The sequence below is a fragment of the Microbacterium sp. SLBN-146 genome (assembly GCF_006715145.1).
In the GTDB taxonomy this organism is placed as follows: Bacteria; Actinomycetota; Actinomycetes; order Actinomycetales; family Microbacteriaceae; genus Microbacterium.
In genome coordinates this window covers 3022898-3045082 of record NZ_VFMR01000001.1, presented here as the reverse complement: position 1 = coordinate 3045082, position 22185 = coordinate 3022898, and the positions used below count along the sequence as shown (strand labels likewise).

At 67.7% G+C, this 22185-nt stretch carries 21 protein-coding genes; 14 read left to right on the top strand and 7 right to left on the bottom strand.

Going from position 1 to position 22185, the window contains the following annotated elements; genetic code table 11:
• Positions 1-44: 44 nt before the first annotated feature.
• Positions 45-1289, bottom strand: a complete 1245-nt coding sequence (gene glgC, locus FBY39_RS13665; RefSeq protein WP_141932802.1) for a glucose-1-phosphate adenylyltransferase — start codon at positions 1287-1289, stop codon at positions 45-47.
• Positions 1290-1336: 47 nt separating this feature from the next.
• Here glgC and glgA point away from each other — a divergent pair, with 47 nt between their 5' ends.
• From glgA to FBY39_RS13640, 5 genes are all read left to right on the top strand, one after another.
• Positions 1337-2530 (top strand): glycogen synthase, encoded by a 1194-nt coding sequence (gene glgA, locus FBY39_RS13660; protein ID WP_141932801.1) that lies wholly within the window; start codon positions 1337-1339, stop codon positions 2528-2530.
• 10 nt (positions 2531-2540) lie between these two features.
• A complete protein-coding gene (locus FBY39_RS13655; RefSeq protein ID WP_141932800.1) occupies positions 2541-3332 on the top strand; it encodes an ABC transporter ATP-binding protein in 792 nt (263 codons plus the stop codon).
• A 98-nt stretch (positions 3333-3430) separates the two neighbouring features.
• Entirely contained in the window at positions 3431-3682 is a 252-nt protein-coding gene (locus tag FBY39_RS13650; RefSeq protein WP_141932799.1) for a type B 50S ribosomal protein L31, read from the top strand.
• 315 nt (positions 3683-3997) lie between these two features.
• The gene (locus tag FBY39_RS13645) at positions 3998-5191 is read left to right on the top strand and encodes an ETX/MTX2 family pore-forming toxin (RefSeq protein ID WP_222115692.1); all 1194 of its coding nucleotides are present in this window, start codon (positions 3998-4000) and stop codon (positions 5189-5191) included.
• A 137-nt stretch (positions 5192-5328) separates the two neighbouring features.
• Positions 5329-6228 (top strand): alpha/beta fold hydrolase, encoded by a 900-nt coding sequence (locus FBY39_RS13640; protein WP_141932797.1) that lies wholly within the window; start codon positions 5329-5331, stop codon positions 6226-6228.
• On the opposite strand, the gene FBY39_RS13635 is transcribed toward FBY39_RS13640, so the two are convergent.
• Positions 6188-6742 (bottom strand): CGNR zinc finger domain-containing protein, encoded by a 555-nt coding sequence (locus tag FBY39_RS13635; RefSeq protein WP_141932796.1) that lies wholly within the window; start codon positions 6740-6742, stop codon positions 6188-6190. The two genes, FBY39_RS13640 and FBY39_RS13635, sit on opposite strands and share 41 nt — an antisense overlap.
• 86 nt (positions 6743-6828) lie before the next feature.
• Here FBY39_RS13635 and FBY39_RS13630 point away from each other — a divergent pair, with 86 nt between their 5' ends.
• On the top strand, positions 6829-7827 hold the full coding sequence (locus FBY39_RS13630) for a DMT family transporter (RefSeq protein ID WP_141932795.1): 999 nt from the start codon (positions 6829-6831) through the stop codon (positions 7825-7827).
• Here FBY39_RS13630 and FBY39_RS13625 read toward each other — a convergent pair.
• Entirely contained in the window at positions 7799-8272 is a 474-nt protein-coding gene (locus tag FBY39_RS13625) for an Lrp/AsnC family transcriptional regulator (RefSeq protein WP_141932794.1), read from the bottom strand. The genes FBY39_RS13630 and FBY39_RS13625 overlap by 29 nt on opposite strands.
• A gap of 163 nt (positions 8273-8435) precedes the next feature.
• Here FBY39_RS13625 and pdhA point away from each other — a divergent pair, with 163 nt between their 5' ends.
• The 3 genes from pdhA to FBY39_RS13610 are packed head-to-tail and all read left to right on the top strand — an operon-like array spanning position 8436 to position 11961.
• Positions 8436-9566, top strand: coding sequence for a pyruvate dehydrogenase (acetyl-transferring) E1 component subunit alpha (gene pdhA, locus FBY39_RS13620; RefSeq protein ID WP_141934214.1), 1131 nt, complete (start codon positions 8436-8438; stop codon positions 9564-9566).
• Complete coding sequence (locus tag FBY39_RS13615; protein ID WP_141932793.1) at positions 9563-10573, top strand: alpha-ketoacid dehydrogenase subunit beta; 1011 nt, start codon at positions 9563-9565, stop codon at positions 10571-10573. The genes pdhA and FBY39_RS13615 overlap by 4 nt, the downstream gene beginning before the upstream one ends.
• The gene (locus FBY39_RS13610; protein ID WP_141932792.1) at positions 10570-11961 is read left to right on the top strand and encodes a dihydrolipoamide acetyltransferase family protein; all 1392 of its coding nucleotides are present in this window, start codon (positions 10570-10572) and stop codon (positions 11959-11961) included. The genes FBY39_RS13615 and FBY39_RS13610 overlap by 4 nt, the downstream gene beginning before the upstream one ends.
• 1 nt (position 11962) lies before the next feature.
• Here the strand turns inward: FBY39_RS13610 and FBY39_RS13605 are convergent, their stop codons facing one another.
• Both FBY39_RS13605 and FBY39_RS13600 read right to left on the bottom strand, forming a co-directional pair.
• Positions 11963-13753 (bottom strand): alkaline phosphatase family protein, encoded by a 1791-nt coding sequence (locus FBY39_RS13605; RefSeq protein ID WP_141932791.1) that lies wholly within the window; start codon positions 13751-13753, stop codon positions 11963-11965.
• Between the two features lie 162 nt (positions 13754-13915).
• A complete protein-coding gene (locus FBY39_RS13600) occupies positions 13916-14512 on the bottom strand; it encodes a TetR/AcrR family transcriptional regulator (protein WP_141932790.1) in 597 nt (198 codons plus the stop codon).
• A 104-nt stretch (positions 14513-14616) separates the two neighbouring features.
• On the opposite strand from FBY39_RS13600, the gene FBY39_RS13595 reads away from it, so the two are divergent.
• Genes FBY39_RS13595 through FBY39_RS13575 form a run of 5 tightly spaced genes read left to right on the top strand, consistent with a single transcriptional unit; the run spans position 14617 to position 20649 of the window.
• Positions 14617-16221, top strand: a complete 1605-nt coding sequence (locus FBY39_RS13595; RefSeq protein WP_141932789.1) for a carboxyl transferase domain-containing protein — start codon at positions 14617-14619, stop codon at positions 16219-16221.
• Between the two features lie 5 nt (positions 16222-16226).
• Entirely contained in the window at positions 16227-18167 is a 1941-nt protein-coding gene (locus FBY39_RS13590) for a biotin carboxylase N-terminal domain-containing protein (protein ID WP_313901706.1), read from the top strand.
• A 16-nt stretch (positions 18168-18183) separates the two neighbouring features.
• Positions 18184-19335 (top strand): acyl-CoA dehydrogenase family protein, encoded by a 1152-nt coding sequence (locus FBY39_RS13585; RefSeq protein ID WP_141932788.1) that lies wholly within the window; start codon positions 18184-18186, stop codon positions 19333-19335.
• A gap of 4 nt (positions 19336-19339) precedes the next feature.
• The gene (locus FBY39_RS13580) at positions 19340-19840 is read left to right on the top strand and encodes a MaoC family dehydratase (RefSeq protein ID WP_260837989.1); all 501 of its coding nucleotides are present in this window, start codon (positions 19340-19342) and stop codon (positions 19838-19840) included.
• Positions 19837-20649, top strand: coding sequence for a CoA ester lyase (locus tag FBY39_RS13575; RefSeq protein ID WP_141932787.1), 813 nt, complete (start codon positions 19837-19839; stop codon positions 20647-20649). The genes FBY39_RS13580 and FBY39_RS13575 overlap by 4 nt, the downstream gene beginning before the upstream one ends.
• A gap of 8 nt (positions 20650-20657) precedes the next feature.
• Here FBY39_RS13575 and FBY39_RS13570 read toward each other — a convergent pair whose 3' ends face one another.
• On the bottom strand, positions 20658-21263 hold the full coding sequence (locus tag FBY39_RS13570; RefSeq protein ID WP_141932786.1) for a histidine phosphatase family protein: 606 nt from the start codon (positions 21261-21263) through the stop codon (positions 20658-20660).
• Between the two features lie 28 nt (positions 21264-21291).
• Entirely contained in the window at positions 21292-22134 is an 843-nt protein-coding gene (locus tag FBY39_RS13565) for a Sir2 family NAD-dependent protein deacetylase (RefSeq protein ID WP_141932785.1), read from the bottom strand.
• Positions 22135-22185 lie beyond the last annotated feature (51 nt).

Genomic DNA, 22185 nt, shown 5'->3' with positions numbered 1-22185 from the left:
GCGCGCGAGACCGGAGCCCGACGCGGGCAACGCCGTCGTGGACGTCAGCGGGTGACGTGGACGGCCTTCCCGACGACCGTGATCCCGGTGTCGGTGACGGTGAAACCTCGCGCGAGATCGCGTTCGCGATCGACGCCGACGGTCGCTCCGTCGTCGAGCACGACGTTCTTGTCGAGGATCGCCCGATGGATCCGTGCTCCCGCGCCGACCATGACGTGGTCGAACAGCACCGAGTCGGTGATCGTCGATCCTCCGCCGGCGAGCGTCCACGGACCGACGACGCTGCGTTCGAGGTGCGTGCCCGAGAGGACGGAGCCGAGCGATACGACGGAGTCGATCGCATTGCCGATGCGGCCCACCGCGTCGCGGACGAACTTCGCCGGGGGCGAGTTGACGGCCTGCGAGTGGATCGGCCAATCCGTGTTGTAGAGGTTGAACACGGGCAGTGTCGAGATGAGATCGAGGTGCGCGTCGTAGAACGACTCGATCGTGCCGACGTCGCGCCAGTAGTAGCGGTCGCGATCCGTCGAACCCGGCACGTCGTTGCGATTCATGTCGTAGACGCCGGCTTCTCCACGTCCGACGAAGTACGGCACGATGTCGCCGCCCATGTCGTGGTTGGAGGTGGGAAGTTCGCCGTCGGTCTCGACGGCCTCGATCAGCGCATCGGTGTCGAAGATGTAGTTGCCCATCGATGCGAGGACCTCACCGGGGCTGTCGGCCAGTCCATCCGGGTTCTGCGGCTTCTCGAGGAAGTCCCGGATCCGCGACGGGTCTGCGGGGTCGACGTCGATGATGCCGAACTGATTCGCGAGCGAGATCGGCTGTCGGATGCCGGCGACCGTGGCGCGCGCGCCGGACTCGATGTGAGCCGCGAGCATCTGCCGGAAGTCCATGCGATACACGTGGTCGGCGCCGATCACGATGACGATGTCGGGCTTCTCGTCGTTGATCAGATTGAGGCTCTGCAAGATGGCGTCGGCGGAGCCCGAGAACCATCGCTTGCCGAGGCGCTGCTGCGCCGGCACCGACGCGACGTACGAGTCGAGGAGGGCCGACATCCGCCATGTCTGGGAGATATGACGGTCGAGGCTGTGCGACTTGTACTGCGTCAGGACCACGATCTGTCGGAGACCGGAGTTGATGAGATTGGAGATGGCGAAGTCGATGAGACGGTATTGACCACCGAAGGGGACGGCAGGTTTGGCTCTGTCCGCGGTAAGCGGCATGAGTCGTTTGCCCTCGCCCCCCGCGAGGATGATTCCGAAGACCTTCGGCGCTGCAGGCATGGCACCACACTATGTCGTCAAACCCGCCGTGTACTAGCGTTCGACACATGCGCGTCGACATCGTCACGAAGGAGTACCCACCGGAGATCTACGGCGGAGCGGGGGTGCACGTCGCGGAGCTCGTGAAAGCGCTGCGCGCGAGCATCGACGTCGAGGTGCGCGCCTTCGGGGCGGAGCGCGAGGAGCCCGGAACGACGTCGTACGGCGTGCCTGTCGAGCTCTCGGCGGCCAACGCCGCTCTCCAGACGCTGGGAACGGACCTCGAGATCGTGTCGGACGTCGCCGGCGCCGACGTCGTCCACAGCCACACCTGGTACGCGAACTTCGCCGGTCACCTGGCCTCGCTCCTCCACGGCATCCCGCACATCGTCACGGCGCACTCGCTCGAGCCCCTGCGGCCGTGGAAGGCCGAGCAGCTGGGCGGCGGGTACGCGGTCTCGAGCTTCATCGAACGGACCGCGTACGAGGCGGCGGCAGCCGTCATCGCCGTGAGCGGAGGCATGCGCGACGACATCCTCCGCAGCTATCCGGCGCTCGACCCTTCGCGCGTTCACGTCATCTACAACGGCATCGACGTCGACGCCTGGAAGCCCGTGGACGACCCCGAGCTGCTCGCGCGGCTGGGCGTCGACGCGTCGCGTCCCTCGGTCGTCTTCGTCGGCCGCATCACGCGGCAGAAGGGTCTTCCCTACTTCCTGCGAGCAGCGGAGCGCCTTCCCGACGACGTCCAGGTCATCCTGTGCGCGGGAGCACCCGACACCCCGCAGATCATGGCCGAAGTCGAGGGTCTCGTTGCGCGTCTGCAGGAGACGCGCGATGGCGTGGTCTGGATCGATCGGATGCTGTCGCGGCACGAGCTGTGCACGATCCTCAGCGCTGCGACGACCTTCGTGTGCCCCTCCGTGTACGAGCCTCTCGGCATTGTGAACCTCGAGGCGATGGCGTGCGGTGCGGCCGTCGTCGGTACCGCGACGGGCGGCATCCCCGAGGTCGTCGTCGACGGCGTGACAGGACGCCTCGTCCCCATCGAGCAGGTGCAGGACGGGACGGGAACGCCCACCGACCCCGAGCGGTTCGTCGCGGATCTCGCGCGGGTGCTGACGGAAGTGGTGAGCGACCCCGAGCAGGCGAAGCGGTTCGGACGTGCCGGCCGCGAGCGCGCGGCATCGTCGTTCAGCTGGGGGAGTATCGCGCGACAGACCGAGGCGCTGTACGCGGAGGTCGCGTCCGCGTCCCGATAGGCTGGGATGCATGGCCCAGGTGCTCGAGTTCTCCGACGTCGTCGTCCGCAGGAACGCCCGAGACATCGTCGACCACCTCGATTGGTCGGTCGAGGACGACCAGCGGTGGGTCGTGCTCGGCCCGAATGGTGCAGGCAAGACGACGATCCTCCAGCTCGCTGACACGCTGCTGCATCCGACGTCGGGGATCGTGACGATCCTGGAAGAGCGACTCGGCCGCACCGACGTCTTCGAGCTGCGGCCCCGCATCGGGTTCGCCTCGTCGGCGATGGCCCGCCGAGTCCCGCCCGAGGAGACCGTCCTCGATGTCGTGCTGACGGCGGCCTACTCGGTGGTCGGCCGCTGGCGCGAAGACTACGAAGACATCGACGAACGCCGTGCGCTGCGGGTCCTGGCCGAGTGGAAGCTCGATCACCTGGCCGATCGCACGTTCGGGACGCTCAGCGACGGCGAGCAGAAGCGCGTGCAGATCGCGCGAGCCGTCATGACCGACCCCGAGCTGCTGCTCCTCGACGAGCCGACGGCGAGTCTCGATCTCGGGGCTCGCGAAGAACTCCTCGTGCTGTTGAGCGGCTATGCGAAGGCTCCGACCACGCCCGCCATGATCATGGTGACGCACCACGTCGAGGAGATCCCCGTCGGCTTCACGCACGTCCTGCTTCTGCGTGAAGGTCGCGCCGTGGCATCCGGTCCGATCCGTGAGACTCTCACCGCCGACGCGCTTACCGAAGCGTTCGGTGTGCCGATCGTCCTGACCGAGGACGACGGGCGCTACGCCGCCCGCGCTGCGTCGGGTTCGTGAGCAGCGTCGGAACCTGATAAACTCGCTCTTTGGTGCGCTCGCACCTCAGACTTTTCCCGTCCTGGCAGAATCCAGGGCAACACTGGCTAAGGACCATCATGAAGACTGACATCCACCCGACCTACAAGGCAGTCGTGTTCCGCGACCTCGGCTCGGGAGAGACGTTCCTCACCCGTTCGACCGTGTCGAGCGACAAGACGATCGAGCTCGATGGCGTCGAGTACCCCGTCATCGACGTCGAGATCTCGTCCGCATCGCACCCGTTCTACACGGGCAAGCAGCGCATCATGGACTCCGCCGGTCGCGTCGAGAAGTTCAACCAGCGCTTCAAGAACTTCGGCGGCAAGTAACCCGCTCCACGAAAGGCCCCGCTTCGGCGGGGCCTTTCGTTTTGCCTCAATGCTCTGATCGTGCGGGGCCTTGTGCCCAACTCTCCCGAGGACGCTGCCCAATCTTGGTCGCCAGATGCCTAGGGGCGCCCGTAACGCTGGTACCCGCAACTACCGTGTCCCCGGACATCCGCGTCGATGATGATGCGGATGACGACGAGAGGGGATGGAATGAAGCTACGACGCATGAGCGTGGTCGGAGCGGTGCTCGCGGTTGCGACCACGCTGACTGGGGTGGGGGCATCGCCCGTGTCTGCGGCGCCGGGAGACTCACCGGTGGGAGTGTACGACCTGTGGGTCAAGCCCGACAACGGCGTCTTCGACGCCATCGGCAAGACCGGGACGCTGACGTTCAAGAACGTGAAATCCACGACGCCCTACACCTGGAAGGCGAACGACTGGAACAAGTTCACCGTGACGCTTCCCCCTGGCCTGGTATTCCAGGCGGGAGCGGAGCGCACGGCTGCGCTCTGCGACGGCGGTCCTTTCCGGATGGAGTGTTCGATGTCCTCCGATCGACGCGTGCTGACCGCGAAGGCGACGAACGGAGGAGGGACTCAGACGCTGCAGATCGCCCCCCACCTCACCGCACTCCGCGTTGTCGTCGCCGGCCCCGTCGAGGGCAACGCCACTGTGTCCTTCGACAAGCACGCGTACTCGGGAACCGCCCCATGTGCGACCGCGCCTGTGCCAGCGGGGACGGCGACCACCTTCGACATCGCTTCGGTGATGACGTCGGGAAACCCCGGACTCCGTATCGACACCCGTGACATCAAGCTGAGCCTGGACAGCTTCACGTCGGCCAACACCCGGGTGTCGGCCATCAATGAGCTGATCTTGTACGAGTCGACGAAGCTGAAGAACTTCAGCAAGACACAGACGCAGACGCTGACGACTCCTTCTTTCTCGCAAACGCTCCTGAGCGCGTATACGCTCACGAACACGCACAGCGTGACAAGCGGAGTGGAGGTGTCCGCATCGGCGAAGGCGGGCATCGTCTTCGCCAACTTCGAGACGACGTCGAAGCTGAGCTTCAATTACCAGTTCGGCAATCAGCAGTCGTGGACGACGTCCGAGGCGAGGGCCGTCAACATCTCGGCTCAGAACATCACCCTTCCGCCTGGTTACGTGGGTTTCGTGAAGGCGACGGCGTTCTCTGCCAAGCTCGAGTCCGATGTCACCGCGTACGGTGAGTTCGAAGGTTCGGTCAGAGTGGCGAACTGCGACGGTTCGAACGCTCGCACGATGTCGGTGGCATCTCTGTTGGCGAACGCGAAGAAGTCCCTTCCTTCGTGGGTGTCGGCGGATGGAACGGTCAAGACGACGCAGCATGTCAAGGCCAACGGGTTCTTCGAGTCGGAGGTCGAGAACTTGGATCGACCGATGACGGCCGCAGAGCTCAAGTCGCAGACGCTCTCACCCACGATCGCGTTCCCCGTGAGCAAGCGATCCACCAAGCCGCTCGGGTGACAGGAGGGGACCCACGCTGGGCCGCATGAGTCCGGCAGTGAGTCGCAGTCCGGTGGGGTGTTCGCCACGGCGGGCACCCCACCGAACTCTTGGACCACGAAACGCGACGCCCCCTCGCTCGCCCGTAGACTCGACGGATGCTGGCGGCGAACCCCTACGCGACGTTGCTCGACGCGATTCCCGTCGAGCGCCACGAGGTCGAGGTCGAGGGCGGGCGCACGGCGTACTGGGTCTACGGACCGCGCGATGCCGACACGACGATCGTCGCGGTCCACGGTTTCCGCGGCGAGCATCACGGGCTCGAGCCCGTCGTCGCGCACCTGCCCGGCATCCGGATCATCTCTCCCGACCTCCCCGGCTTCGGCGAGACGCCGCCTCTCCCCGGTCGGACCCACGACCTCTCGGCCTACGCGGACTGGCTCATCGGATTCGTCGGCGCAGTTGCGCCGGGCGCGGTCATGCTCGGGCACTCCTTCGGGTCGATCGTCGTGTCTGCCGCCGTGGCAGGGGGGTTGGAGACGCCCCGCGTCATTCTCGTCAACCCGATCGGCGCTCCCGCGCTGGAGGGCCCCCGGGGCATCCTCACCCGACTCGCCGTCTTCTACTACTGGGCGGGCGCGAAGCTACCGGCCCCCCTGGGGGATGCGCTCCTGCGGAACGGCGTCATCGTGCGGGTCATGAGCGCCACGATGGCGAAGACGAAAGATCCCGACCTGCGACGCTTCGTGCACGATCAGCACGACACGTACTTCTCCCGCTTCGCCGATCGCGACGTCCTCCATGATGCGTTCGTCACGAGCGTCTCCCACGACGTCCGCGAGTTCGCGCCTCGAATCGCAGTGCCGACGCTCCTCGTCGCCGCCGAGCGCGACGACATCACGCCCATCGAAGCCGAGCGAGAACTCGCGACGCTCTTCGCTTCCGCGGAACTCGTCGAGATCGACGACGTGGGGCACCTGATTCACTACGAGACGCCGGCACCGGCGGCCGCGGCGATCAGACGCTTTCTCGCGCCTTCCGCTGACGATACGCGTTGACGTTCATCCGATTGCCGCAGTTGCCGGTATCGCAGTAGCGCTTCGAGCCGTTGCGCGAGTAGTCGATGTAGACCGAGGTGCAGTCATCGGCCGAGCAGATGCGCACGCGACCGTACTCGTCGGCGCGGATGATCTCGGTAAACGCCATCGCTGCTTCGGCGAGGATCCTCATCGCGAGCGGGTCGTCGTCAGAGGTCGCATGGATGTGCCAGTCGTAGCCGTCGTGCTTGACGAGCCGGGGGAGCGCCTTGGCGTCGTGGAGCATCTGATTGACGAGGGGGACCGCTCCCTCGCGATCGACTTCCCACAGTTCGCGCAGTCGGCCGCGGATCGCGCGGACCGCGTGGAGCTCGTCGCTGTCGCGGCGGATCGTGCCCGTGTACGGGTTCACGTCGAGGTAGGCCTCGAAGTCCTCGAGGGTCGTGAGCGCGTCCTCGTCGTCGAATCCCGGCAGGGTGTTCACGAGGTAGGCGGCCGCGACGAGCGACTGTTGCGTGTCACGAATGAAGACCATGTTGACTCCTGACAGTCGGGTACGCTAGCGTCACCAGTGTAAGCACAACTTGGTCCTTACATCCTCTTCTTCCTTTGGATGACGGCATGACCACTCCCACGGCACCGATCGTGATCGACGGCCCACCCGCACATCGACGCGTGAGTACCGCGGGGCTCGCGATGGCCGTCGTCTCGGCCCTCGCCTTCTCCTCCAGCGGTCCGTTCATCAAGCCGCTCCTCGAGGCGGGGTGGTCCGTCGGCGCGGCGCTCATCGTGCGCATCGGACTCGCGGGCCTCATCCTCTCGCCGGCCCTGTTCCTCGCGATGCGTCGCCAGCGCGGATTCCTGCGGCGGCACTGGCCGCTCATCGTCGGGTTCGGTCTGACGGCCGTCGCGGGATGCCAGCTGTTCTTCTTCTCGGCGATGCAGCGGATGCCGGTTGCTGTCGCCCTCCTCATCCAGTACCTCGCTCCCGTCATGCTCGTCGCACTCGCCTGGATCCGCACGAGACGCGCGCCGTCGCGGCTCGTGCTGCTGGGCTCGGGTGTCGCCGTCCTCGGGCTCGTGCTCGTGGTGGACATCTCCGGTGCGGGCTTCGATCTGCTGGGCACCCTGTTCGCCCTCGCCGCCGCCGTGTGCGTCATGGCCTACTTCCTCATCTCGGAGCGCGCGGGCGATCAGCTGCCGCCGCTCGCGCTCGCAGCGGGCGGGCTGCTCACGGGGGCGGTGTTCATGGGCATGCTCCTGATCGTCGGCATCCTCCCCTTCCACGCGCCGGCCGTCACGGTCGTGCTCGCGGGCGCAGAGGTCCCCTGGTTCGTTCCGCTTCTGTGGGTCGCGGGCATCGCCACGACGCTCGGCTACGCCTTCGGCGTCGTCGCCGTACCCAGGATCGGCTCCCGCGTCGCGTCGTTCGTCGGGTTGTCCGAAGTCCTCTTCGCCCTCGGGTTCGCATGGCTGTTCCTCGCGGAGGTCCCAGCGCCGGTGCAGTTCGTCGGCGGAGCACTCATCCTCGTCGGCGTCATCCTCGTGCGTGCGGATGCCTCGTCTTCGGGAAACCCGCGAGGAGAAGCCGCTAGCGTTCCCGTCGTGCCAGCTCCATGAGCGGAGTGACCCGGTGTCCGATGACCTCACCCATGACGAGTGATGTCTCGGTGCGCTCGACGCCCTCGATCGCGAGGATGCGGGCATCGGTGTCGAAGAGGTGCTGCGTGTCTCGGCAGGCGACGCGGACCAGCAGATCGATCTGACCGCTGAGGCCGTGCACCTGCACGATCTCGGGGATCGCGGAAAGCTCCTGCGTGATCCTCGGCAGTTCTGCTTGACGCACGATGGCGCTGATGAAGGCTTCGATGGGGAACCCGAGCGCCGCGGACGAGATCGCCCGCTCGTAGGAGAGGAACACGTTGGCCCGATCCAGGCGCGCCATGCGTGCCTGGACGGTGTTGCGCGACAGCCCGAGGCGGTCGGCGAGCGCGACCACCGTCGCGCGCGGGTCGGTCGACAGGGCGGCGAGAAGCTCGAGGTCGACATGATCGAGTGCGCTCATAGTGCGAAACGTTAGCATGAATCTCTTCGCTCGACCTGCGCAACATGCTCAACGGGAGCGCAATTGCTTGAGCTAGGTGACAGATGGACGTATCGTCGCCCTCACCGGCGAAGACGCCGGCCACCGCTCAGAGCTGTCCCACGAGGACAGCTCCCGAGGAGGGATGACGATGACGCACACCCTGACCCCGACGCCCGATCTCCACACGGACATCGACGACGTCGCCCGACTGATCGCGAGTGACGGCACCCGGGTGCACGATGCCGAGCTCGGCCGCTGGGTCGCCGACGTCGATCCCGCATTCTTGCGCAGCCTCTACCGCGACATGGCTCTCGTACGCCGCGTCGACACCGAGGGTGTGGCCCTGCAGCGTCAGGGCCAGCTCGGACTGTGGGCTCCCTGCCAGGGGCAGGAGGCGGCGCAGGTGGGAACCGCCCGCGCCTTCCGTGCCGACGATTTCGTCTTTCCGAGCTACCGCGAGATCGGCGTGAACCTCGTCCGTGGCGCGAAGCCGCAGGACTTCGTCCTCGCGTGGCGCGGAGAACAGCACTCGACGTACAACCCCTACGACATCAACACGGCGACGCCCCAGATCATCATCGGAGCGCAGGCGCTCCACGCCGTCGGCTATGCCATGGGTATCCAGCGCGACGGCACGGATCAGGTAGCCGCGGCCTACTTCGGCGACGGAGCCACGAGCCAAGGGGACGTCAACGAGGCGATGGTGTTCGCCTCGTCCTTCCGTGCACCCGCCGTCTTCATGTGCACGAACAACCAGTGGGCGATCTCCGAGCCCGTCACGGTCCAGGCCAAGTTCCCCATCGCTGGCCGCGCACCGGGGTTCGGCATCCCGAGCATGCGGGTAGACGGAAACGACGTGCTCGCGTGCCTCGCCGCGATGCGCTGGGCCGTCGACAACGCGCGAAAGGGGAACGGGCCGGCCTTCATCGAAGCCGTCACGTACCGCATGGGACCCCACACGACCTCCGACGACCCCACGCGCTACCGCGACAAGGAGGAAGTGGAGCGGTGGCGGCTTCGCGATCCGCTCGCGCGCATCGAAGCGCTCCTGCGCACTGAGGGCGAGTTCGACGACGAGTTCGCCGCCCGGGTCGGCGCGGATGCCGACGAGTTCGGTGCCGCCGTCCGCGCCGCTGCGCTCGGAGCAGTCACGCGTCCGGCCATCGAGATGCTCGACGATGTGTATGCGGAACCTCATTCCGGTCTCGAGGAGCAGCGCTCGTGGTTCGCGTCCTACCTCGACGGCTTCGCGGGCGAGGAGGTCGCGCGATGACGCAGCTCACCATGGCGAAGGCCCTCAACGAAGGGCTCCGCCGCGCCCTCGCGGACGACCCGAAGACGCTCATCATGGGCGAAGACATCGGGAAGCTCGGCGGTGTCTTCCGCATCACCGATGGGCTCCAGTCCGAGTTCGGGGCGCAGCGCGTCGTCGACACGCCGCTCGCCGAGTCCGGCATCGTGGGGACGGCCGTGGGCCTCGCGTTCCGCGGCTACCGTCCGATCGTCGAGATCCAGTTCGACGGCTTCGTCTACCCGTCGTTCGACCAGATCGTGTGCCAGGTGGCCAAGCTCCACTACCGCACCCGCGGCAACGTCAAGATGCCCATCACGATCCGTATCCCGTGGGCGGGCGGCGTGGGTGCGGCAGAGCACCACTCGGAGTCTCCCGAGGCGTACTTCGTGCACACGGCGGGTCTGCGTGTCGTCGCCGTCTCGAACCCCCAGGACGCCTACGTCATGCTCCGCCAGGCGGTCGCTTCGGACGACCCCGTCGTCTTCTTCGAGCCCAAGCGCCTCTATCACTCCAAGGGCGAGGTCGATCTGGGTCTCGAGCTGGCTGACGCGCCACCGATGGGCGTCGCGCGCGTCGCACGCGAGGGCCGTGACGTGACGCTCCTCACCTACGGTGCGCAGGTTCCCATCGCCCTCGATGCTGCGACGGCGGCGGAGGACGACGGCGTCTCGATCGAGGTCATCGATCTGCGGTCGCTGTCTCCCGTGGACTATCGGACCATCACAGCATCCGTTCGCAAGACGGGTCGCGTCGTCGTGACGCACGAGGCGGCTCGAGAAGCAGGCGTCGCCGCGGAACTGATCGCGAGCGTCACCGAGCGATGCTTCAACTACCTCGAGGCTGCCCCCGCGCGGGTCACAGGCCACGACATCCCGTATCCGCCCGCCAAGCTCGAAAAGCACCACGTGCCGGACCTCGATCGGATCCTCGATGCCGTCGACCGTGTCATCGACCGCCCCAACAGCATGAGCGGAGTCCAGCTGTGAACCAGGACTTCCGACTTCCCGATCTCGGCGAAGGACTGCCCGAGGCCGAGATCGTCCAATGGCTCGTCGCGGAAGGCGACAGCGTGACGCTCAACCAGACGATCGCCGAGGTCGAGACGGCCAAAGCGATCGTCGAACTCCCGTCGCCTCATGCAGGGACGGTGCGGACCCTGCACGCCGCGGCCGGGGATGTCGTCGAGGTGGGTTCCGTGCTCATCTCGTTCGAGCTCGAGGGGGGCGCTGACGCTTCGCCGCCGGATGCCGCGGCGAACGCTGCCGAGGACGAGGGTGCCGAGCCCGCGACTGCTCAGCCCAATCTCGTCGGTTACGGCGCCGCGCCGCGGACGTCCGGTCGTCCACAGCGCCGCGCGCGCGTCGCCGCATCCGCTTCGTCCCGTGCGGACACTGCCGTTCTCGAGGCGGCGCCGCACGATGCCGTGCACGACGCCGTTCACACCACCGATGTCGACGATCGGTTGAGGGAACGTCCGCGCTCGACGCCGCCTGTCCGCATGCTCGCGAAGCAGCTCGGCGTGGACCTGGCCCTGGTCGAAGCCTCGGGCGCTCAGGGGATCATCTCGCGTGCCGATGTCGAAGCCTATGCGGCTCGCGTCGGTGCGGCTCCGATCGCTCCCGTGACCGCGGAAGCGACGACCGATGAGTTCCGTGCGGTGTCGGAGCCGACGGCGCGCACGACGCGGACGCCGATTCGTGGCGTCCGCAAGCACACGGCCGAGGCGATGGTGCGGAGCGCCTTCACGGCGCCGCACGTCACGACCTTCCTCACGGTCGACGTGACGGCGACGACCGAGCTCCTCGCATCGTTCAAGGCCGATCGTGCTCTGCAGGATCACCGCATCGGCATCCTCGCGGTCGCGGCGAAGGCCGTGTGCCTCGGCCTCGCGCGGCATCCGGAACTGAACTCGAAGTGGGATGCGGATGCCGGTGAGATCGTCGCCCACCACTACGTCAACCTCGGCATCGCCGCCGCGACGGGCCGTGGCCTGGTCGTCCCGCACATCCCCGATGCGCAGGACCTGACCCTCGTCGAGCTCGCCGACGAGATCCGCACCCTCGCCGAAACGGCGCGCGCGGGCAAGACCGCGCCGGCCGCGATGATGGGTGGGACGTTCTCGATCACGAACGTCGGCGTCTTCGGAGTCGATGCGGGGACACCGATCATCAATCCGGGTGAGGCGGGGATTCTCGCGCTCGGCGCCGTCCGGCGTCAGCCGTGGGAGCACCGGGGCGAGATCGCGCTGCGCGACGTCATGACGCTCGCACTGTCGTTCGACCACCGTCTCGTGGATGGAGAACAAGGCTCCAGGTTCCTCGTGACCGTGGCGGATGTCCTCCGCGAGCCCGGTCGAGCGATGCTCCTGAGGTAGGTCACTCGGTCTTCGGGTAGAACAAGCCCAGTCCGTGGCGGTGGATCGTCTCGTACGCCTCGGCGTACGTGGTCGGTTCCGCCTCCTCCGACGACCCGTACCGCGCCAGGAGGAGACCGAGAAGCCCTCGCCCGGGAGGGCTGATCGGCTTGTCCTTGTGAGCTCCGTCCTTCAGGTCGATGGGCTCGTCCTCGTCGGGATTCGGCGGAACGTACATCGGATGCACGACGGGCCATGTCGACGGGTCGCGGGGCGTCTGGAGATTGACGATCGGGAAGAGGTCGTTCGCACTGGCATCCCGTCGGGTGAGGGGGCGCAGCCCGTGCAGGCGCGTGAGCGTCGCGATGACGGCACCGTGGTGCATCTCGTCGTGCACGATCGTGTTCCGGCGGGTGTACGCGGAAACGGCGATCGCCGGCACGCGCGCTCCGAGTCGATCGAAGGTGAACCCCATCTCGCCGGGTTCGTCCTCGGCGGTCGGGGGAGTCGCGGCGGGCGGCGGGACGTGATCGTACGTCCCGCCGTGCTCGTCGAACGTGATCAGGAGGAGCGTGTTGACGGCATTGGAGCCTCCCGGCGTCGATGAGTTCTTCACGGCGTTGTAGACGCTCGCGACGAGTTTCTCGCCCGCGCGGACGTCAGACACGGCGGAGTCGACGATCATCTGGCCGTCGACGACACTCGAGCGGTACACGCCGAACGGCGGGTGGAAGTCGTTGTGGTTGTAGACCATCCGGGGCTCGATGAACGCGTACGCGGGGAGCTTTCCCTCGCGCGCGTCGTCGTAGAACTCGGACATGTGTCCGAAGTGACCCGTCCTCCAGTACTTCTCGAGCACGGGCGCATGCATGACCCCCGTCAGCGAGACGAACTGGATCTCGTCGAAGTAGATCTTCCACGTGATCCCGGCTTCCTCGAGCCGATTGAAGATCGTGGGAGCCTCGGGGGCGTCGAGCCACTTGTCGTAGCCGCCGCCCTGCTTGTTCGTGACGTAGCCGTGCGAGGTCGAGGCGTGGAAGAAGGAGCGATTGCAGTAGGTCTGAGAGGGCACGGCGCCGAACCAGGCGTCGAAGACGGCGAACTCCTTCGCGAGCGTCGACAGGACGGGCAGCTGCTCGGGCGAGAACCCGCCCATGATGTGCGACGCTTCTTCGATCGTCGGCTTCTTGCCCGGACGCAGCCGCTCCATGTTGTTCCAGTAGTCCTTGAGAAAGCCGGACATGTTGGGATTCGCGCCGGGGGGAGGCGCGTTGAACGGCGGCTCCATCTCACCGACCTGCCTCGTCGCGTTGTCCGCCGGTTCCACGGTCCCGAACAGCTGCGTGTTGACGTGCGGGAACTCTTCTCCGGGGTCGGGGTTGGGACGACCCATGACCTCGTCGGTCGGACCCGTGTACACGTGCGCCGCGACGCGTTCGCCCGTCGGCGCCACGTTGAAGTGATCGCCGAAAGCGAGGCCATCGAATGTCTCGCCGTCGGGGAGATCATCGGGTGTGTACAGCCAGCCGAGCAGATTGTCGAACGAACGGTTCTCGCCCATGAGGACGACGACGTGATCGAACCCCGGTTCGTGCCGCGCGGGGACGGCGCCGAAGTCGATCGACCCCTCGCGGTAGCCCGCGGCGTGGCCGATCGCGGCGCCCCCCGCCGCCCCGACCGCGCCACCCACAACGAGGCCGGCCGTCGTGAGTCCGCCGAACTTCAAGAAGTCGCGCCGCGACGATCCGTCCTCGTTCGGCCGCTCGCCCTCCCCGGGCGTCGCCCCTTCTTCGTCGAGAAACCGCTTTGTCATCGAGACACCGTGTTATTCGCGCCAGACAACGGGGTGTCTCGGCGACAACGCGGGGTGTCGGCGCCGGGGGAGGAGCCTGGGGAGGCGTCGGAGGGCGGCACGCGTGACATGGCGAACAGCATAGAGCGGCGCGGGGCGAAGAGGGGAGCGGGGCAGACGGTTCTATGCCGTGAGGGCGGCGATCGCCATCGTCTCCAGGACTCCCCGTACCGCTTCGTCGCCGGGGGTTCCTCGCAGCCCGCGCACGCTGTGCGGTGTCGAGTTGATGAGGCCGAAGCACGCGTGCGCCCGGACGCGGAGGTCGGCGGCGTCGCGGTCCGGATGCACCTCGGCGAGCACTCCGATCCACACTTCGACGTACGCGCGCTGAAGGCGCCGGACCGTGTGGCGGTCCTCATCGCTCAGACTCGCCAGGTCGCGGTCCTGCACGCGGATGACGTCGGCATCGGCGAGTGCGAAATCGGTATGGAAGCGCACGAGCGATCGCAGTCGTTCGGCGGCATCCGTCTCGGCGGACACGACCGCCGTCCCGCCCGCGAGCAGCCGCTCGCTCACCGTGATGAGGATCTTTCCGAGGAGCGCCTGCTTGTTCGCGAAGTGGCGGTAGACGGCGGGCCCGCTGACTCCGACGGCGGCTCCGAGCTCTTCGAGGCTGACACCGCTGTATCCGCGCTCGGCGAAGAGGCGCGAGGCTTCGCTGAGAAGTGCCGAGTACCGGTCCGCCTTCTGCCGCTCGCGCTCGGTGACACGGGTTGTCATGTCAGTTAATCCCCGCTAACATCGAGTTCCAGTTAGGGAACACTAACCGGAACGATCGCGCAGCGGCAAAAGCGTGATCCGATCGTGACGTCGACGGAGATGACATGACGAGACTCGCGTCAGCGATCCAGCGTGACAAGGCGTTCGAGAGCGCGCGATCCGCGCAGCGCGACCTGGCAGCGGATCTTCGCGCGCGACTCGAGGCGGCGGCGCTCGGCGGACCCGCGGCGTCACGCGAACGACACGTCGCCCGCGGAAAGCTGCTTCCGCGCGAACGCGTCGAGCGACTGCTCGACGAGGGGAGCCCCTTCATCGAGATCGCACCGCTCGCGGCCGACGGGCTCTACGCCGGTGAGGCTCCCGCGGCCGGGGTCATCGCGGGGATCGGACTCGTCCACGGCCGCCACGTCATGGTCGTCTGCAACGACGCCACCGTCAAGGGCGGCACGTACTTCCCGATGACGGTGAAAAAGCACCTCCGCGCACAGGAGATCGCGCTGGAGAATCGGCTTCCCTGCATCTACCTCGTCGATTCCGGCGGCGCGTTCCTCCCGATGCAGGACGAGGTCTTTCCCGATCGGGATCACTTCGGTCGGATCTTCTTCAACCAGGCGCGGTTGTCAGCCGCGCGGATCCCTCAGCTCGCCGCCGTGATGGGGTCGTGCACCGCGGGCGGTGCCTACGTCCCGGCGATGAGCGACGAGACGGTCATCGTGCGCGAACAGGGCACGATCTTCCTCGGCGGGCCGCCCCTCGTGAAGGCGGCGATCGGCGAGGTCGTGACGGCGGAGGAACTCGGCGGCGGCGATCTCCATGCGCGTCGGTCCGGTGTCGTCGACCACCTCGCCGAAGACGACGAGCACGCGTTGGAGATCCTCCGCGATATCGTGGCGACCCTTCCGCAGCCCGATGCTCCCGCGTGGGACGTCGTCGAGGCCCGCAGTCCGGCAGAGGACGCGAGCGAGCTGTACGGCGTGGTTCCCGTCGACGTCAACCAGCCGTACGACGTGCGGGAAGTGATCGCGCGCCTCGTCGACGGGAGCGAGTTCCACGAGTTCAAGCGCGAGTACGGAACGACCCTCGTCACGGGGTTCGCGCGCATCCACGGTCACCCCGTGGGGATCGTGGCCAACAATGGCGTGCTCTTCAGCGAGTCCGCCCAGAAGGGCGCGCACTTCATCGAGCTGTGTGATCAGCGCGGGATCCCTCTCCTCTTCCTGCAGAACATCTCCGGCTTCATGGTGGGGACGGATGCCGAAGCCGGCGGCATCGCGAAGGATGGCGCCAAGATGGTGACCGCGGTCGCGACGACGCGCGTCCCCAAGCTGACGGTCGTCATCGGCGGCTCGTTCGGCGCGGGCAACTACTCGATGTGCGGACGGGCGTACTCGCCGAGGTTCCTGTGGATGTGGCCCGCGAGCCGGATCTCCGTCATGGGCGGCAACCAGGCGGCATCCGTGCTGTCCACCGTCAAGCGGGACCAGCTCGAAGCACGCGGCGACGAGTGGCCGCTGTCGGCACAGGCCGACTTCGAAGCTCCCATCCGCGCGCAGTACGAGGAGCAGGGGAGTCCGTACTACTCGACGGCGCGCCTCTGGGACGACGGTGTCGTCGATCCGCTCGAGACCCGCGATCTCCTCGGCCTCGCGCTGGACGTCGTCTCGCGCACCCCGCTTCCCGAGCCCCGCTTCGGCGTCTTCCGGATGTGATGCACATGACCTTCGACACCGTCCTCGTTGCCAATCGCGGCGAGATCGCCCGACGCATCATCCGCACCCTCCGCCGTCTCGGCATCCGGTCGGTCGCCGTGTACAGCGACGCCGATGAGAATGCGCCCCATGTCCGGGAGGCGGATATCGCGATCCGCATCGGCCCCGCCGCCGCGTCCGCGTCTTACCTCGACATCCCGGCCGTCCTGAAAGCTGCGCGTGACACGGGGGCGCAGGCCATCCATCCGGGGTACGGGTTCCTCTCCGAGAACGTCGCCTTCGCCCGTGCCTGCGCCGAGGCGGGCATCGTCTTCGTCGGACCGGGGGAGCGCGCTCTCGACGTCATGGGAGACAAGATCCGCTCCAAAGAGCAGGTCCGCGCCCACGGAGTGCCGATCGTCCCGGGTTTCGCGGCCAACGGGATGACGGATGCCGGGATCGCCGAAGCCGCGGACGCGACGGGCTATCCGCTCCTCGTGAAGCCTTCCGCGGGTGGCGGCGGTAAGGGGATGCAGGTGGTCCGTTCCGCCGCGGAGCTCCCCGATGCCCTCGCGACGGCGCGACGGGTCGCGACGTCGGCGTTCGGTGACGACACCCTCCTCCTCGAGCGTCTCATCGAGAGGCCGCGCCACATCGAGGTGCAGGTCCTCGCCGATGCCCACGGCCACGTCATCCACCTCGGCGAGCGCGAGTGCACACTCCAGCGGCGCCACCAGAAAGTCATCGAAGAAGCACCGTCACCCGTCGTCGACGCGGCGACCCGCGCGCGGATCGGAGCGGCCGCGTGTGCTGCCGCCGCCTCCGTCGACTACCGCGGCGCGGGAACGGTCGAGTTCCTCGTGGCGGGAGACCGCACCGAGGAGTTCTTCTTCATCGAGATGAACACGCGCCTCCAGGTGGAGCATCCCGTGACCGAGCTCGTGACCGGCATCGACCTGGTCGAGCAGCAGCTGCGCGTCGCTGCGGGTCTCCCGCTCGACGTCGCGCAGGAAGACGTGCGTCTGGACGGTCACGCGATCGAGGCGCGCGTGTACGCGGAGAGTCCCGCGCGCGGATTCCTTCCCGCGACGGGACGCGTCGAGGCGTGGCGTGCGGCGTCGGCGGTCCGAACGGATTCCGCCATCGAAACGGGGTCGGTCGTGACAGCCGACTACGACCCGATGATCGCGAAGGTGATCGCCCACGGAGCGGATCGCGCGGACGCCCTCCGCAGGCTCGACGAGGCGCTCGCCGAGACGGTCGTGCTGGGCGTCGAGACCAACATCGCCTTCCTCCGTGCTCTCCTCGCTGATCCCGCAGTGCGCGTCGGAGAGCTCGACACAGGCCTCATCGACCGGCTGCCGCCCTTCGCGGAAGCGCCCGTCAGCGACGCCGCGATCGCCGCCGCTGTCGGCGCCGCCCGTGCCGCCTCCTCTCCCGGTTCGGCTCCGGCCGCGTCTGCACTGTGGACATCGGGAAGCGGCTGGCGCGCCGGCCGTGCGCCCGCCGCGTACTCGGTCCGCGTGATGACCGAGAAGGGCGACGTCCTATCGATCCCCGCCGGAGAGACGGACACCGCAGCGCCTCTCGTCTCCCACGCCGTGACCGCGATCGATGGTCGATGGGTGTGGGTGCATGTCGGCGGGGAGACGCACCGCGTCATGCCTCTCACTCGGCGTGAAGCGTTCGAACTGCGAAGCGCCGCCCGCGAACGCGCGGATGCGGCGACCGCCCCCGAGCTTCGCGCCCCCATGCCGGGAGCCGTCGTCGCACTCCACCGCGCGGACGGCGACACCGTCGCCGCGGGGGACCGACTCGTCACGATCGAGGCGATGAAGATGGAGCACCCTGTCGTGGCACCCCACGACGGCATCGTGCGCCTCGACGTCGCCGTGGGCGATCAGGTCCGCCGCGATCAGGTCATCGCCCACGTCACCGCCCACGAGGCTACCGAGACTGCCTCCTGACCCCTGAGGAATCCCCATGGACCACAGCAATCTCACCGACGACGAACGCGAGCTGGCTCGCCTCGTCCGTGACTTCGCGGACGAGGTCGTCGCGCCCCAGGCCTACGAGGCCGACCGTACCAAGACGCTCTCGATGGACGTCGTCGCCCAGATGGGCGAGATGGGACTGTTCGGCCTGCCGTTCCCCGAAGAGTACGGCGGACAGGGTGGCGACTACTTCGCGCTCTGCCTCGCGATCGAAGCGCTCGGTCGGGTCGACCAGTCGATGGCGATCACGCTCGAGGCGGGCGTGAGTCTTGGAGCGATGCCCGTGTTCCGCTTCGGCACGGAGCAGCAGAAGCAGGAGTATCTGCCGTCGCTCCTGGAAGGACGCGCTCTCGCGGGGTTCGGGCTGACCGAGCCCGAGGCCGGGTCGGATGCGGGAGCGACGCGCACGACGGCGCGCCTCGACGGTGGCGAGTGGGTCATCAACGGCGCGAAGCAGTTCATCACGAACTCCGGTACTCCGATCACCCGATTCGTCACGGTGACCGCTGTCACGGGCGAGCAGAACGGGCGCAAGGAGATCTCGACGATCATCGTGCCCCGGGAGACCCCGGGGTTCACGGTCGAAGCCGCTTACGACAAGGTCGGATGGCACGCCTCCGACACGCATCCCCTCACGTTCGTCGACGCGCGCGTCCCGGAGGGGAACCTCCTGGGGGAGCGCGGACGTGGATTCGCCAACTTCCTCCACATCCTCGACGAAGGACGCATCGCCATCGCTGCACTTGCGACGGGTGCCGCGGAAGGATGCCTCGAGGCCGCGATCGACTATGCGGGCAAGCGCACCGTCTTCGGCGAAGCGCTGTCGACTCGTCAGAGCATCCAGTTCACGATCGCCCGCATGCAGCTGCGCGTCCACAACGCCCGGCTCGCGTGGCACCACGCCGCGCGCCTGCGGGATGCCGGGAAACCGTTCAAGACAGAGGCCGCGATCGCGAAGCTGACGTCGAGCGATGCGGCGATGGACAACGCGCGGGACGCGACGCAGATCTTCGGCGGGAACGGCTTCATGAACGAGTACCCGGTGGCGCGTCACTACCGCGACTCGAAGATCCTCGAAATCGGCGAGGGCACGAACGAAGTGCAGCTCCTCGTGATCGCCCGGGCGCTCGGGGTAGCGTGACCTCGTGACGGACCATGACATCGTGAAGAACATCGTGCAGCGAGGACTCTACTTCGACGAACTGCAGGTGGGGTCTCGTTTCCTGCACCGGCCGGGGCGCACCGCGACGGAGGCGGACAACGTCTTGTTCTCGTCGTTGACCATGAACACGCAGGCGCTTCACCTCGACGCGGCGTTCTCCGCGAACCAGCCGTTCGGGCAGCGACTCATGAACTCCATGTGGACGCTTTCGACGATGGTGGGGGCTTCCGTCTCACAGATCACGCAGGGAACGCTCGTCGCGCAGCTCGGACTCACCGACATCGCCTTCCCGTCGCCGCTCTTCCACGGCGACACGCTCTACTCGGAGACCGAGATCACCGAGACGCGTCCCTCACGCTCGCGCCCCGGGCAGGGGATCGTGACGATGGTGCACACGGGGCGGAATCAGGAGGACGCCGTCGTGGCGACGGCGACCCGCGTCGCACTCCTGTGGTGCGCCCCGACCGACGGAGAAGATCGATGAGCCGCTTCACACTCGGACCGGCGATCCTCTTCTGCCCGGCCGACCGGCCGGAGCGGTTCGCGAAGGCCTTCGACCGCGCAGACGCCGTGATCCTCGATCTCGAGGACGCCGTCGCTCCGAAGGACAAGCGCGCTGCCCGTGGAGCGCTCATCGAGTCCGACCTCGATCCCGATCGCGTCATCGTGCGGGTGAACCCCCCGCAGACCGACGCCTTCTCGGCAGATCTGGCGACCCTTTCGCAGACCGACTACCGGCGCATCATGGTCGCGAAGGCCGAAGCGCCCAAGCGACTCGGCCGGATCGACGCACGGTTCGACGTCGTCGCGCTGTGCGAGACGGCCAAGGGGATTGCGCAGGCGGACCGCATCGCGGGCCTCGACAACGTCGTGGCGCTCATGTGGGGAGCAGAGGATCTCGTCGCGAGCATCGGGGGATCGTCGAGCCGTCGACCTGACGGCCGCTACCGGGACATCGCACGCTATGCCCGTTCGCGCGTCCTCCTCGCGGCGGCTGCGCGCGGCAAGGCGGCGATCGACGCGGTCGACCTGGACATCGCCGACACGCGGAGACTCGCGACCGAGGCGTCGGATGCCGCGGCATCCGGATTCACCGCGACGGCGTGCATCCATCCGAGCCAGGTCGCCGTCATCCGTGCCGCCTACCGGCCAGACGACGCCACGATCGCGTGGGCGCGACGTGTGCTCGAGGCGGCCGACACAGCGCGTGGCGTCTTCTCGTTCGAGGGCACGATGGTCGACGAACCGGTGCTCCGCCATGCGCGTTCGGTCCTCGCACGCGTCGGCGGCTGAAGCCCTCGTCAGGCGACGGCGGCGCCGGCGTAGGAGCGGATGCTGAGCCGCTCTCGTTCGAGGAGGAAGCTGAAGCTCGCACCGTTCGCGAGACGTTCACCCGCGGGGGGAAGCTCGCCGGCCGTCGCGTGCAGGATGACTTCGCGGATGAGCGCGCCGTGCGCCACGATCACGACGGTCGGTGAGACGGGAGCCGTGTCGCGCCGGGCGTCGCGGACGACGCGGCGCAATGCGGTCAGGGCTCGCTCGCGCAGGTCGTCGCGCGACTCCGCCCCGGGCACATCCGCGCTGTACCAATCGCCCCACCGCGAGAAGAACTCGCTCGTGCTGACGCCTTCCGCGTCGCCGTAGGCGCGCTCGCGGAGGTCGGCGTAGGTGCGCGAGACGTCGACCCCAAGACTCTCCGCGATGATCGATGCGGTCTCTTCCGCCCGCGAGAGGTCGCTCGACACGACGACGGGTGCGATCCCACCGAGCTGCTCGCGAAGCGCGGATGCCGCGTGGCGTGCCTGCTCCCGACCGGTCTCGTTGAGCGGGATGTCGGTTCGGCCCTGGATGCGCCGGTCGCGATTCCAGTCGGTCTCGCCGTGGCGAACGAGGATGATGGTCGTCACGCTTCGAGCCTAACCTCCGCCCGCGGGGTCAGAGTGCGGGCAGGTCCGTCGCGAGGCGCTCGAGCACTTCGCTCGCGCCCGCATCGATCTTGACCGTGGCGCGGGCGTCGCCGCGGGTCTCACCGCGGTTGACGATGACGATGGGAAGCCGGCGCCGACGCGCACGCTCGAGCAGGCGGATTCCGCTGTTGACCACGAGCGACGAGCCCGCGATGACGAGCGCCTCGCTGCCGCGGACGAGCTGCTCGGCCTCGCGGAACTTCTCCGCGGGGATGAACTCTCCGAAGAAGACGACGTCGGGCTTGATGACACCACCGCAGACGGTGCACGAGGGGACGATGAATCCCTCGGTGCTCTCGGGGAGGACATCGCCGTCAGGGCCGAGCTCGATGTTCTCGGGTTGGTTGATCCAGGGGTTGTCGTTCTCGACGCGCACGGCGAAGTCGCGCCGATCGAAGACCTGTCCGCAGTGTGTGCAGAAGATGCGGCGCATCGTTCCGTGGAGCTCGACGACGCGCCGACTGCCGGCGCGCACGTGGAGCCCGTCGACGTTCTGCGTCACGACGCCCGTCGCGAGTCCCAGCTCCTCCAGACGCGCGATCGCGAGGTGCCCCGCATTCGGCGATGCCGCTGCGAAGGCGCGCCATCCGAGATGGCTGCCGACCCAGTAGCGGCGGCGCGCCTCGTCGCTCGCGAGGTACTGATCGATCGTCATGGGGGTGCGGACGGGTGCGCCTTTTCCGCGGTAGTCGGGGATGCCGGAGTCGGTGGACAGGCCTGCGCCCGTCAGGACGGCGATCCGTCGACCCGCGAGCGCATCGACGGCAGCGGCGACCGCGTCAGCGACATCGGCCACGATCTCGGCACTCATCGGATCACCTCCGTCCCCGAGTGTAGGCGCGCAGCATTGCCGTCGTGTGAC

Excerpts from the sequence above, each read along its gene's own strand:
- FBY39_RS13585 (WP_141932788.1), top strand. The coding sequence starts at position 18,184 with ATGGACCACAGCAATCTCACCGACGACGAACGCGAGCTGGCTCGCCTC.
- FBY39_RS13600 (WP_141932790.1), bottom strand. The coding sequence starts at position 14,512 with ATGACAACCCGTGTCACCGAGCGCGAGCGGCAGAAGGCGGACCGGTAC.
- FBY39_RS13630 (WP_141932795.1), top strand. The coding sequence starts at position 6,829 with ATGACCACTCCCACGGCACCGATCGTGATCGACGGCCCACCCGCACAT.
- glgA (WP_141932801.1), top strand. The coding sequence starts at position 1,337 with ATGCGCGTCGACATCGTCACGAAGGAGTACCCACCGGAGATCTACGGC.
- FBY39_RS13565 (WP_141932785.1), bottom strand. The coding sequence starts at position 22,134 with ATGAGTGCCGAGATCGTGGCCGATGTCGCTGACGCGGTCGCCGCTGCC.
- FBY39_RS13655 (WP_141932800.1), top strand. The coding sequence starts at position 2,541 with ATGGCCCAGGTGCTCGAGTTCTCCGACGTCGTCGTCCGCAGGAACGCC.
- FBY39_RS13590 (WP_313901706.1), top strand. The coding sequence starts at position 16,227 with ATGACCTTCGACACCGTCCTCGTTGCCAATCGCGGCGAGATCGCCCGA.
- FBY39_RS13595 (WP_141932789.1), top strand. The coding sequence starts at position 14,617 with ATGACGAGACTCGCGTCAGCGATCCAGCGTGACAAGGCGTTCGAGAGC.
- FBY39_RS13605 (WP_141932791.1), bottom strand. The coding sequence starts at position 13,753 with ATGACAAAGCGGTTTCTCGACGAAGAAGGGGCGACGCCCGGGGAGGGC.
- FBY39_RS13615 (WP_141932793.1), top strand. The coding sequence starts at position 9,563 with ATGACGCAGCTCACCATGGCGAAGGCCCTCAACGAAGGGCTCCGCCGC.
- FBY39_RS13650 (WP_141932799.1), top strand. The coding sequence starts at position 3,431 with ATGAAGACTGACATCCACCCGACCTACAAGGCAGTCGTGTTCCGCGAC.
- FBY39_RS13575 (WP_141932787.1), top strand. The coding sequence starts at position 19,837 with ATGAGCCGCTTCACACTCGGACCGGCGATCCTCTTCTGCCCGGCCGAC.
- glgC (WP_141932802.1), bottom strand. The coding sequence starts at position 1,289 with ATGCCTGCAGCGCCGAAGGTCTTCGGAATCATCCTCGCGGGGGGCGAG.
- FBY39_RS13640 (WP_141932797.1), top strand. The coding sequence starts at position 5,329 with ATGCTGGCGGCGAACCCCTACGCGACGTTGCTCGACGCGATTCCCGTC.
- FBY39_RS13635 (WP_141932796.1), bottom strand. The coding sequence starts at position 6,742 with ATGGTCTTCATTCGTGACACGCAACAGTCGCTCGTCGCGGCCGCCTAC.
- pdhA (WP_141934214.1), top strand. The coding sequence starts at position 8,436 with ATGACGATGACGCACACCCTGACCCCGACGCCCGATCTCCACACGGAC.
- FBY39_RS13625 (WP_141932794.1), bottom strand. The coding sequence starts at position 8,272 with ATGAGCGCACTCGATCATGTCGACCTCGAGCTTCTCGCCGCCCTGTCG.